Source organism: Coprococcus sp. HCN-4056, from assembly GCF_037892645.1.
In the GTDB taxonomy this organism is placed as follows: Bacteria; Bacillota; Clostridia; order Lachnospirales; family Lachnospiraceae; genus Coprococcus; species Coprococcus ammoniilyticus.
This window is the reverse complement of the sequence record NZ_JBBKBL010000002.1, coordinates 234,588-246,827: the sequence shown is the minus strand read 5'-3', so window position 1 is coordinate 246,827 and position 12,240 is coordinate 234,588. Positions and strand designations below refer to the sequence as shown.

At 39.0% G+C, this 12,240-nt stretch carries 14 protein-coding genes; 12 read left to right on the top strand and 2 right to left on the bottom strand.

Annotated elements, in window-relative coordinates; genetic code table 11:
- Positions 1-9: 9 nt before the first annotated feature.
- Entirely contained in the window at positions 10-387 is a 378-nt protein-coding gene (locus WKT03_RS03625; RefSeq protein WP_021943827.1) for a metal-dependent transcriptional regulator, read from the bottom strand.
- A 79-nt stretch (positions 388-466) separates the two neighbouring features.
- On the bottom strand, positions 467-613 hold the full coding sequence (locus WKT03_RS03620) for a FeoB-associated Cys-rich membrane protein (protein WP_117784873.1): 147 nt from the start codon (positions 611-613) through the stop codon (positions 467-469).
- 260 nt (positions 614-873) lie between these two features.
- On the opposite strand from WKT03_RS03620, the gene WKT03_RS03615 reads away from it, so the two are divergent.
- The 12 genes from WKT03_RS03615 (at position 874) to WKT03_RS03560 (ending at position 12,205) form a co-directional block, all read left to right on the top strand.
- A complete protein-coding gene (locus tag WKT03_RS03615; RefSeq protein ID WP_044945044.1) occupies positions 874-1,086 on the top strand; it encodes a FeoA family protein in 213 nt (70 codons plus the stop codon).
- A 160-nt stretch (positions 1,087-1,246) separates the two neighbouring features.
- Entirely contained in the window at positions 1,247-1,468 is a 222-nt protein-coding gene (locus WKT03_RS03610) for a FeoA family protein (RefSeq protein ID WP_008400791.1), read from the top strand.
- 97 nt (positions 1,469-1,565) lie between these two features.
- Positions 1,566-4,055, top strand: coding sequence for a ferrous iron transporter B (gene feoB / locus WKT03_RS03605; protein ID WP_117784872.1), 2,490 nt, complete (start codon positions 1,566-1,568; stop codon positions 4,053-4,055).
- 333 nt (positions 4,056-4,388) lie between these two features.
- Positions 4,389-4,706, top strand: a complete 318-nt coding sequence (gene trxA, locus WKT03_RS03600) for a thioredoxin (RefSeq protein WP_021943830.1) — start codon at positions 4,389-4,391, stop codon at positions 4,704-4,706.
- Between the two features lie 114 nt (positions 4,707-4,820).
- The gene (locus WKT03_RS03595; protein ID WP_008400795.1) at positions 4,821-5,534 is read left to right on the top strand and encodes an IMP cyclohydrolase; all 714 of its coding nucleotides are present in this window, start codon (positions 4,821-4,823) and stop codon (positions 5,532-5,534) included.
- Positions 5,535-5,561: 27 nt separating this feature from the next.
- Positions 5,562-6,740: a phosphoribosylaminoimidazolecarboxamide formyltransferase gene (locus WKT03_RS03590; protein ID WP_021943831.1), complete on the top strand. Its 1,179-nt coding sequence runs from the start codon at positions 5,562-5,564 to the stop codon at positions 6,738-6,740.
- 16 nt (positions 6,741-6,756) lie between these two features.
- Positions 6,757-7,587 (top strand): tetratricopeptide repeat protein, encoded by an 831-nt coding sequence (locus tag WKT03_RS03585; RefSeq protein ID WP_021943832.1) that lies wholly within the window; start codon positions 6,757-6,759, stop codon positions 7,585-7,587.
- A gap of 27 nt (positions 7,588-7,614) precedes the next feature.
- A complete protein-coding gene (locus WKT03_RS03580) occupies positions 7,615-8,415 on the top strand; it encodes a GTP pyrophosphokinase (RefSeq protein WP_173788643.1) in 801 nt (266 codons plus the stop codon).
- A 3-nt stretch (positions 8,416-8,418) separates the two neighbouring features.
- On the top strand, positions 8,419-9,801 hold the full coding sequence (locus WKT03_RS03575; RefSeq protein ID WP_021943834.1) for an RsmF rRNA methyltransferase first C-terminal domain-containing protein: 1,383 nt from the start codon (positions 8,419-8,421) through the stop codon (positions 9,799-9,801).
- Complete coding sequence (locus WKT03_RS03570; protein WP_021943835.1) at positions 9,798-10,556, top strand: SDR family NAD(P)-dependent oxidoreductase; 759 nt, start codon at positions 9,798-9,800, stop codon at positions 10,554-10,556. Before WKT03_RS03575 ends, WKT03_RS03570 begins: the two co-directional genes overlap by 4 nt.
- A gap of 77 nt (positions 10,557-10,633) precedes the next feature.
- The gene (locus WKT03_RS03565) at positions 10,634-11,209 is read left to right on the top strand and encodes a hypothetical protein (RefSeq protein WP_021943836.1); all 576 of its coding nucleotides are present in this window, start codon (positions 10,634-10,636) and stop codon (positions 11,207-11,209) included.
- A gap of 9 nt (positions 11,210-11,218) precedes the next feature.
- Positions 11,219-12,205 (top strand): RluA family pseudouridine synthase, encoded by a 987-nt coding sequence (locus WKT03_RS03560; RefSeq protein WP_021943837.1) that lies wholly within the window; start codon positions 11,219-11,221, stop codon positions 12,203-12,205.
- Positions 12,206-12,240: the final 35 nt, after the last annotated feature.

The window sequence follows — 12,240 nt, the reverse complement described above, 5'->3', positions numbered from 1 at the left end:
CTAGAAGATCTAGTGATTGGCTCCACTTAATACATGATCTTTAATTGCTTTAAAACTTTCTTTACTGATTACATGCTCGATCTTGCAAGCATCGGCAGATGCGATATCGGGATCAACACCAAGCTGTATAAGCCAGGCGGAGAGAAACTCATGTCGTTCATATATCATCTCAGCAATTTCTTTTCCTGAATCGGTGAGTGAAATAAACCCTGCATCACTCATTGTTATGTAGTTATTCTCACGAAGATTCTTCATAGCAACACTGATGCTTGATTTCTTATAACCAAGTTCGTTTGAGATATCAACTGAACGGACAACAGGAAGCTTCTTGCTTAATACCAATATCGTTTCCAGATAGTTTTCAACTGATTCATTCGTTGTTAACATAGCTTTACCCCATTAAAAAATTATTTACAGAAAATTATATCACAAACCGGAATAAGGTTCAAATGAAAGAAGGATAAAACTAATGACATCCGTGACAATTGTTACAGTTTCCTCCGCACTGAACAGATTTTCCGGACTTTTTATCTTTTATCATTGAACGGATCGCAAGTACGCACACAATTATAATAATGGCAGCAACAATAATAGTACCAATATATTTTTCCATAATAATCCAACCTTTCATTTTATAATTGTAATTAGTTTAAACTAACTGTTTAAAAATGTCAAGTATAATAAATAAATTTGCATTTTAAGAATATAGCTTTGTTATATACGACTAAGATACGTTACAAGCTTCTAAATGATGTTATATTTTTCTAAAAAATGTTATTGACTTCTAATGATGGTTAGTATATACTAACGATGAAATTTGAAACAGCATATTGCTTAATGATAAATTTATACGATTATGAAAGAAGATGGAATATGATGCCTTTAACTTTTATGAATATTGGAGAAACAAAGACCATTACCAAAGTTGGTGGAAAAAATGAAACAAGACAGTTTCTTGAGAAGCTTGGTTTTGTCGTGGGTGGAGAAGTAACAGTTGTTTCAGAGATAAACGGTAACATGATCGTAAATGTAAAAGAATCCAGAGTTGCCATCGGAAAAGATATGGCAGCCAAAATTATGGTATAAGGATACCGAAAAAACAGAAATATAAGTATTTGCACATTGGTAGCTGCCGGTGCAATTGTTTATATATACAAATGTATAAGAAGAAAAGCTATCACAGAATCTGGTCTGAATATGTGGAGACGTTCTTATATGTATAAAGAAAAAGAAGGAGCAAAATGGTATGAAGACATTAAGAGAGGTTGCCGTTGGACAGACAGTTAAGGTAACAAAACTTGTTGGCGAAGGACCTGTAAAGAGACGTATCATGGATATGGGAATCACGAAAGGTGTAGAAATCTATGTCAGAAAAGTTGCGCCGCTTGGTGATCCGGTTGAAGTAACAGTACGCGGTTATGAGCTTTCTTTAAGAAAAGCAGATGCCGAAATGATCGTTGTTGAATAAATGTGTGGATCATACCGATCCTACATACAACGAAGCAGATGATTTACTTATTTGATGAATCATAGAAAATGACAGACAAAAAGGAAGGAGCATAAAAATGTCAGTTAAAATAGCGTTGGCAGGTAATCCAAACAGTGGAAAGACAACATTATTTAACGCACTTACAGGTTCAAACCAGTATGTAGGTAACTGGCCTGGTGTAACAGTAGAGAAAAAAGAAGGAAAATTAAAGGGTCACAAAGATATTATCATCACTGACCTTCCCGGTATTTATTCACTTTCTCCATATACATTAGAGGAAGTTGTTGCCAGAAATTATCTGATCAAGGAATATCCGGATGCGATCATCAATATTATTGATGGTACGAACATCGAAAGAAATCTGTACTTATCAACACAGTTGATCGAGTTGGGAATCCCAGTTATCATGGCAGTTAACATGATGGATCTTGTAAAGAAGAATGGTGACAAGATCGATATCAAGAACCTGAGCAATGCACTTGGATGCGAGGTTGTAGAGATCTCGGCATTAAAGGGTACTGGAATTGATGAAGTAAAAGAAAAAGCAGTTGCGGCAGCACAGAAGAAAGTACAGAATAAGCGTGTACATAGCTTCGATCAGGCTGTTGAAGATGCAATCGACAGCGTAAGTGCAAAGCTTACAGTTGAAGAAAGAAAAAAGAGATTCTTTGCGATCAAGCTTCTTGAAAAAGACACAAAGATTGCAGAGCAGATGGACAGTGTTCCGGATTGTAAAGATGAGATCAAAGCACTGGAAGACAAATTTGATGATGATACAGAGAGTATTATCACCAGTGAGAGATATGCATATATCTCATCTATCATCGGAAAATGTGTGAAGAAGAATACAAAGGGTGAAAAGCTTACAACCTCAGATAAGATTGATAAGATCGTTACAAACCGTATCCTTGCACTTCCGATTTTCATCATTGTAATGTGGCTGGTTTATTACATTGCGATGTCAACAGTCGGTGCATGGTGCACAGACTGGACAAATGATAATCTGTTTGGTGACGGTTTCCATTTATTCGGTATCGGAAGCAAAGATTATGAAGAAGCATCCGGTGATTACGATGCAGCTACAAATGCACTTGACGCATATGGTGTACTTGTAACAGATGATGAAGATGCTATAGATGTTGATGCAACAAAGGCAGCTATCGAAGCAAATACAAATACAGAAGCAAGTGTTAAGTATCAGATGGAAGATGAAGAAACTCTTGATACTTACGATATCGATGTATATTATTCAGAAGTACCTGCCGGTGCAAAAAAAGATAAGACAAATGCTATGTCTTATTTAGATGCAGTAGAATACTTCAACAAGACAGAGATGGCAGAGATCGATCCTGCTGATTATGGTGTATTCGTTCCATCTATTCCTGATCTTGCAGAAAGAGGTCTTGATAAGATCGGATGTGCTGACTGGTTAAAGGGACTGATCCTTGACGGTATTATCGCCGGTGTTGGTGCTGTACTTGGTTTCGTACCTCAGATGCTCGTATTGTTCATCTTACTTGCAATCCTTGAGTACTGTGGCTATATGGCACGTATCGCATTCATCATGGACCGTATCTTTAGAAAATTCGGTCTTTCGGGAAAGTCATTCATTCCTATTCTTGTAGGTGTAGGTTGTGGTGTTCCTGGTATCATGGCATCTCGTACAATTGAAAATGAAAAAGACCGTCGTATGACAGTTATGACAACAACATTTATTCCTTGTGGTGCTAAGGTTCCGTTTATTGCAATGATCGCAGGTGCGATCTTCGGTGGATCTTCACTGGTTGCTACAAGTGCTTACTTTATCGGTATTGCAGCAATTATCTGCTCCGGTATTATCTTAAAGAAGACAAAGATGTTCGCAGGAGATCCTGCTCCATTCGTTATGGAGTTACCTCCTTACCATATCCCGACAATCGGTTCTGTATTAAGAAGTATGTGGGAGCGTGGCTGGTCATTCATTAAGAAGGCCGGTACCATCATCCTCCTCTCAACAATCTTTGTATGGTTCACAACATACTTCGGTATTCTAGATGGTAAATTCCAGATGCTTTCAGAAGATCAGATTGACCACAGTATCTTAGCTAAGATCGGTGGAGCAATCTGCTGGATCTTCAAGCCACAGGGATGGGGCGACTGGCAGGCAACTGTTGCATCTATTACAGGCCTTGTTGCTAAGGAAAACATCGTTGGTACTATGGGTATCCTTTATGGTGGTGGGGAAGGCACTGTATACAGCGAGCTTGCAAAAGCATTCACAACAGCAAGTGGTTTCTCATTCCTCGTATTCAACTTACTCTGTGCTCCATGTTTCGCAGCAATGGGTGCTATTAAGAGAGAGATGAACAGTGCAAAATGGTTCTGGTTTGCAATCGGATATCAGTGTGGTTTCGCATACCTTGTATCCCTTGTTATTTACAGAATTGCAGGACTCTTCACAGGTGCATGCTCATTCGGTATCGGCACTGTTGTAGCAATCCTGATCATCGTTGCTTTCTTCTTCCTGTTATTCCGTCCGGATCCAAACAAGAAGGTCAAGACAAGCAAAGAATTCTTAAATGCATAATTATAAAGGCTAACATATAATACACATACAATACGATGCGCGCTTCCCTTTGTGGCAGCGCGCATTTTGTGTATCGGTTATTATACAGAAATCAGATTTATATAAATTCCTGTCTGCCGGCTGGCGTTCATAGAATTGACAGACAAGATGACAAATGTAGATATTTATTAAAACTCCGTGAAATGAGTTGACAAATAAATGTATGATAGAGGAAAATGAATGTATACTATAATACAAGAACACTTACTTGTCAGAAATGTTTTTTGAAAGTACAGATGTAAGATGATTGAGATGTCTGTATAATTAACGAATGACGAATTGGAGGTTTTTACTATGGCAGTTATACATTTAAATGAAAAAGAATATGAAGATCAGGTTTTAAAGGCAAAGGGACTTACGCTGGTTGATTTCTGGGCCACCTGGTGCGGACCATGCAGAATGGTTGCACCGATCGTTGAAGAATTGGCTGACGAATTTCCAGAGGTAAAGGTATGCAAGGTAGATGTAGATGAGAATCAGGAACTTGCACTTGCAAACAAGGTTGTATCAATTCCGACATTTTTATTATATAAAGATGGAGAAGTTATAAAGAAAATCGTGGGAGCAGTTCCAAAATCCGAACTGATCCAGGCAATGCGCCAGTTTCAGTAGATAAGAATGCAGTCCAAAACGCTTGCAAAAGGAAGCATATTATTATAAGATGAAAGACAGCGACCAGATAAATGGGTACATGAATTGACTAATTTACTAAACGGAGGTTTACAAATGAAAATGTTATCATTATCAGAGGAACTTAAGGGTAATTCTTATCCCGGCAGAGGAATCGTGATCGGACGTTCGGAAGACGGAACAAAGGCAGTTACTGCATACTTTATCATGGGTAGAAGTGTGAATTCCCGAAATCGTGTATTTGTTACAGAGGGCGAAGGAATCCGTACAGAAGCATTTGATCCATCCAAGCTTGAGGATCCAAGCCTTATCATTTACGCACCGGTTCGGGTTCTTGGCAATCGGACGATCGTAACAAATGGTGATCAGACCGATACGATCTATGATGGAATGGATAAAGAGCTTACATTTGAACAGTCACTGAGATGCCGCGAGTTTGAACCGGACGGTCCAAACTATACACCGAGAATTTCCGGAGTTATGCATATCGAAGGCGGACAGTATGACTATGCAATGTCTATCTTAAAGAGCAATAACGGAGATCCATCGGCATGCAACCGATATACATTTTCATATGAGAATCCCGCAAACGGAGAAGGACATTTTATTCATACATATATGCATGATGACAATCCACTTCCAAGCTTTGAGGGAGAACCGAAGTTAGTTGGTATATCAGGTGATATCGATACATTTGCAAATATGGTATGGGAAAGCCTGAATGAAGATAATAAGGTATCTCTGTTTGTCAGATATATTGATATCGCAACAGGAAAGTATGAGACAAGAATCATTAACAAGAATAAATAATCATCATGAATCGGGAGGAAATACAGAATGAACGAAATTCAATTAAAATACGGATGCAATCCAAATCAGAAGCCATCAAGAATCTATATGGAGGATGGAAGTGATCTTCCGGTTACCGTATTAAATGGTAAGCCGGGCTACATAAATTTTCTGGATGCATTTAATGGCTGGCAGCTTGTTAAAGAATTAAAGGCAGCAACCGGACTTCCAGCAGCTACATCTTTTAAGCATGTGTCACCGGCAGGTGCAGCAGTAGGACTTCCTCTTACAGATACACTTGCAAAGATCTACTGGGTAGATGATCTGGGCGAACTGTCACCACTTGCATGCGCATATGCAAGAGCCAGAGGTGCAGACCGTATGTCATCCTTTGGTGATTTCATTGCATTGTCAGATGTCTGCGATGCAGATACAGCCCGTCTCATTAAGCGTGAAGTATCAGATGGTGTAATTGCTCCCGGGTATACAGACGAAGCTATGGAGCTTCTGATGCAGAAGAAGAAAGGTAATTATAATATTATCCAGATCGATGAGAATTATGTTCCTGCTGAGATTGAACGTAAGCAGGTATTTGGAATTACATTTGAGCAGGGAAGAAATGAACTGAATATTGATAAGGATCTTTTATCCAATATTGTAACAGAGAATAAAAATATACCGGAAGAAGCTCTTATCGATATGAAAATTGCACTGATCACATTAAAATACACACAGTCTAATTCTGTATGCTATGTAAAAGGTGGACAGGCAATCGGTATTGGGGCCGGTCAGCAGTCCAGAATCCACTGTACAAGACTTGCCGGTCAGAAGGCAGATAACTGGTGGCTTCGTCAGTCTCCACAGGTTATGGGACTTCAGTTTGTTGATGGACTTGGACGTGCAGACAGAGATAATGCGATCGATGTATATATGGGTGATGAATATGAGGATGTTCTCCGTGATGGCGAATGGCAGAAGCGTTTCAAGGTAAAGCCGGAAGTATTCACAGCAGAAGAAAAGAAAGCATGGCTTGCCGGAAATCAGAATGTTACACTTGGTTCTGATGCATTTTTCCCATTCTCAGATAATATTGAACGTGCGAAGAAGAGTGGTGTTGCATACATTGCTCAGCCGGGTGGATCTGTCAGAGATGATCTTGTAATCGAAGCATGTGATAAATATGGAATGGTAATGGTATTTACAGGAATCCGTTTATTCCATCACTAATCAGGAGTTTATTGCTATGACAGGAAGAAATCGTAGAAGACGCAGAAAAAGAAAATCCAATATAGATTTTGTCAAAGTGTTTTTCTTTTTAGTCACTTGTCTGGTCATTGTTTTTGCGGCTGTTGTAATATTATCAAAGATCATATCGCATAAGGACCGCTATTTTGATGAAGGACTGGCGTTTTATCAGAATGCAGAATACGATAAGGCACTTGACCGGTTTGCCGATGCACTTTCTGAAAAACAGATATTTTCTCGGAATAAAGACAAGAATACCAGACTGTATATGGCAGATATTTATATGAAGACCGCTGATTATGATAAAGCGGTAGAAGAATATGATACTATTTTACAACAGACATCTGCGGACAAAAAGAATGTCGGTAAAATGAAGGAGATCGCCCAGGCATTGGCTGACTTTTCGGACAGCAATTATGCCGGGGCACTCCCGGTTCTGGAGCAGTATGTAAAGGATTATCCGGAATTATATCTGTATATAGGAACCTGTTATGCATCTATGAATGATGCAGAGCATATGTTTGAGAATTATGAAAAATACATAGATAAATATGGATATAATTCATATCTGTATGCCCAGTATGCCGCTTATTATATCAGTATTGGTGAGATGGACAATGCATATGGGTATATTAATAATGGACTTGCAAGCGATAATACCTTCCAGAAAGAGTTGCGTTTGCAGGAGATCAGTTATTATGAAAAGATCCAGAACTATGATAAGGCTTATGAACTTGCGAAAGAATTATATGAGCTTTATCCGGAGTATCAGGATGGTGTAGATGAATATAATTTCCTTTATACCAGAGTATCCCATGATGATGAATAGTTAGAATTGGCAGGAGGCATTTTATTCGTGGAAATACAATTATGGAAAGAGATCTTATCTCCGTATGAGCAGGCTGTAGATGAACTGCTCTTGAAATTTAAGCATATTATAAAAGATTATCGAAGTCAGGGACTGTATTCTCCAATTGAGAATGTAACCGGACGTGTAAAAAGAATTTCAAGTATTTTGGATAAGATGCAAAAGAAACATATTCCGATGGATCATATCGTGGAAGAGATGGATGATATCGCCGGAATCCGTATCATGTGCCAGTTCGAAGAAGATATTTACAAGGTTGTAGAGATCATAAGGAATCGCAGGGATATGTCGATCCGAGAAGAAAAAGACTATATTACGAATGCAAAAACAAGTGGGTACAGAAGTTTTCATATTATATTAAATTATGATGTATATACGATTAAAGGGCTTCAAACGATTCAGGCAGAGATTCAGATCCGTACAATGGCGATGGATTTCTGGGCAACGATTGAGCATTCCCTTCAGTATAAGTATCGTCATAATATGCCGGAACATATCCGGGAAAAACTGTTAAATGCAGCAAATGCAACTGTGGCGCTGGATCAGGAAATGTCATCTGTCCGGGGTGAGATTATGGATGCACAGAATTCGTTCAATTATAAGGCATCTATCGTTGCAGACATTTTAACAAATATTCAGAATTTATATTATGTAGGCAACCAGCGTGAGGTTGTGAAGATACAGAATGAATTTTATGATATTTACCAGAAGGATGATCTGGAAAAGCTGGAGGATTTTTCCAAACAGCTTGATATTATCGCAGAAGGATACAAAGCACAGGGGTTATAGATTATGAACTTACCGGAGTCATTTACAAACAGGATAAAGACACAGTTAGGAGACGACTATGATGCATATATGAATTGTCTGGATCAGGGCATGCATCATGGACTTCGCGTGAATACAAATAAAATCAGTGTGGAAGATTTCTTAAAGATCTCTCCATTTGAATTAAAGCCTGTACCATGGACAACAAATGGTTTTTATTATGATGACAAAGCATGTACACCATCCAAACATCCATATTATTATGCAGGGCTTTATTATATTCAGGAACCGAGTGCGATGGCACCGGCGAGTATTCTTCCTGTTGAAGATGGGGATGTTGTTCTAGATATCTGTGCAGCACCGGGAGGTAAATCAACCGAGCTTGCAGCAAAACTTCATGGCACCGGGTTTCTGATCTCAAATGATATCAGTAATTCCAGAGCTAAGGCATTATTAAAAAATCTGGAATTATTCGGGATCGGTAATATGTGTGTGGTAAGTGAAGCTCCGAATAAGCTGAGCACAAAATTCTATCAGACCTTTGATAAAATTTTGATTGATGCGCCTTGCTCCGGTGAAGGAATGTTCCGTAAATCCCAGTCAATGGTAACAGCGTGGGAAAACAATGGTGTTGAGTTATTTGCCGGTTTACAGCGTGGAATCTTAAATGAAGTTGTAAAAATGTTAAAACCGGGTGGAACCATGCTGTATTCGACCTGTACGTTTTCTCCGGAAGAAAATGAACAGTCAATCGAATATCTTTTATCACTGGATGATACATTAGAATTAGTCGAAGTTCCGAAGTATCCGGGCTTTTGTAATGGAAATCCTGCGTGGGGAAAGACCGAAAATGCAGAACTTGAAAAATGTGCAAGATTATGGCCGCATCATATCGAAGGGGAAGGGCATTTTGTTGCACTTATTCATAAAAAAGAGGCAGAACAGACACAGGTATTTCAGTCATGGATACACAGAGGCTGTAAGCCGGATAAAAATGCAGAAGAATTCCTTGCGCACATTTCATCGGATGCCGGGATCCGGTCTGCATATATTGAGGAAAATAAAGGAAGACTGTATTATATGGCAGAACATATGCCGGATGTATCCGGGCTTCGGATGTTAAGACAGGGATTGTTCCTTGGCGAGATCAAGAAGAACCGGTTTGAACCGAGCCAGTCACTTGCTATGTATCTGAAACAAGGACAGTTTGATAATGAAGTAAATCTGACATCTTCAGATGACCGTGTTTTAAGATATCTGAAAGGCGAGACGATCGAAGCATCGGATCAGAAAATTAAAAATGGATATGTGCTTGTTCTGGTGGACGGATATCCGCTTGGATGGGCAAAAAATACAAACGGAACGTTAAAGAATAAGTATTTATCTGGATGGAGGATGATGTCATGAGTAAAATAGCAGTCGTTACCGGAGCTTCTTCCGGACTGGGCAGAGAGTTTGTTGTTCAGATCAGTGAAAAATATAAGACAATCGACGAGATATGGGTGATCGCCAGGCGTGCAGAACGATTGTATGCCTTAGAAAGAGAGATTGAAGGCAAGAAGATTATTGTTCTCCCGCTGGATATCACAAAGCAGGAAGATCTTGAAGCCTATAAAAAGATGCTTGCAAAGGAACATCCATGGGTACGTGTTCTGGTGAATGCAGCAGGATATGGCATTATGGGACATGTAGAAGATGTTGTATGCGAAGAACTTACCGGAATGATCGATGTTAACTGTAAGGCTTTAGTTGCCATGACGAAGATCACTCTGCCATATATGAAAGAACAGAGCAATATCATTAATATTGCATCATCAGCGGCATATCTGCCACAGCCATCCTTTGCTGTATATGCAGCAACAAAATCCATGGTTAGAAGCTTTTCAAAAGCATTAAATAAAGAATTGGAGGACAGAGATATTACAGTGACAGCAGTATGTCCGGGACCGGTCAATACAGAGTTCTTTGATGTTGCCGAGAAATATTCCCATACAAAGGCATTTAAAAGATTGTTCCGTGTAGAAGCAAAGAATGTGGTAAAACGGGCGTTATTTGATGCGTATTACCTGAAGACAGAATCTACCTACAGCATAACGATGAAAGCGTTTAAGATCGTAACAAAGCTGCTGCCGAATGACTGGATCGTTTCCATGATCAAATAGAGACAGATATCCGGTAAATACAGAGATTTGCCGGGGTATGAGGAACATTATAATAAAAACAGAACAGGACAAAAACAATGGAAAAAGGACAGTATGGATATATAAAAAAACATAAGAAAAAGATCATAACCAGTATTATTATACTTGGTGTTATGATCCTGACAGGAGTAATTCTTTCGCTTGCCATGTTTAAAACAACAAAAACCTTGATCATCATACTTCCGATATTGATCAGCCTGCCATTTGCCAAACAGATCGTAGCACTTATCATGTGTTCCAAATTCAAGCCTTTAACAGAGGAAGAACACAAGAAGATAGAAAAAGGGATCCATTATGAGAACCGGGACGGCATCCTGTATGATATCTCGCTCAGTCGATATGAAGGAATGTTGTTTTTCCCTGCCGTGATCGTGCGGGATGGCAGAATGTTATTCTTATATCAGAAAGCATTTGACAAGAAGATTCCGGATGTGGAATTCCTGAAAAAAGAAATTACACGTTCCTTTGAAATGATAAAGAAACCATATGTTATCGTTACAGCGTTAACCGTGGATGAATTTATAAAGAAAGCGGAAACGATCAAAGAACCGGATGAAGATTATCTGGTAAAGGATCAGTCTATGCGTGAAAAATTATTTGAACTTGGTGTATAGGAGTCGGGCATGAAAGAGATCATTATATCGCAGAACGAAGCGGGACAGCGTGTGAACAAATTTCTTTTGAAATATCTGAATAAGGCACCGTCAAGCTTTGTTTATAAGATGATACGAAAGAAAAACATCAAATTGAACAATAAGAAAATTGAAGGAAACGAATACGTCTATATCGGAGATACGATCCAGATCTATATGTCTGATGAAACGATCGCCAATTTCAGGGAAGATGTCAGTGGAACACACAGCACTTCCTCTAAAAAGAAGATTCCGGTTGAGATCATCTATTTGGATGAAAATATTCTGATCGCAGACAAACCGACTGGCGTCCTGTCACAGAAGGCATCAAAAGATGATTACTCTTTTAATGAAGCATTGATCGACTATCTGCTTGATAGTGGGCATATCACAACTGAAGAACTGAGAACTTATCGTCCGTCTGTATGCAATCGTTTAGACCGCAATACATCCGGACTCATTCTTTGTGGGGTGAGTCTTACCGGAAGTCAGGAATTATCCAGAATTATAAGAGAACATCTATTACATAAATATTATTATACACTTGTACGGGGACGCCTGACGCAGAAGCTTGACAGTACCTGTTATCTACAGAAGGATAATGCAAAAAACAAAGTCCGGATATCGGATCACCCATGGGAACAGGGCAAGAGTGAAGAAATCCATTCAATCTTTTATCCGGTAAAAAAAAATGATGATTATACGTTGGTAAAGGTTGAGCTTATCACAGGTAAGTCTCATCAGATCCGTGCACAGTTAAAGCATCTGGGATACCCGGTAGTCGGTGATACAAAGTATGGCATACCTGAAGTGAACCGGTATTTTTCAGATTCTTATCATGTAAAGCATCAGCTTCTTCATTGCGGAAACATTATATTTAAAGAAACAGACGGTCCGCTTTCTTATCTGAGCGGGAAAGAGTATTCGGCATTTCTTCCGGAACCGTTTCGGACGATCGAAAAAGATTTATTTGGGTAATTTGGATAATAACTTTAGTAAGATCAGAATCAGAT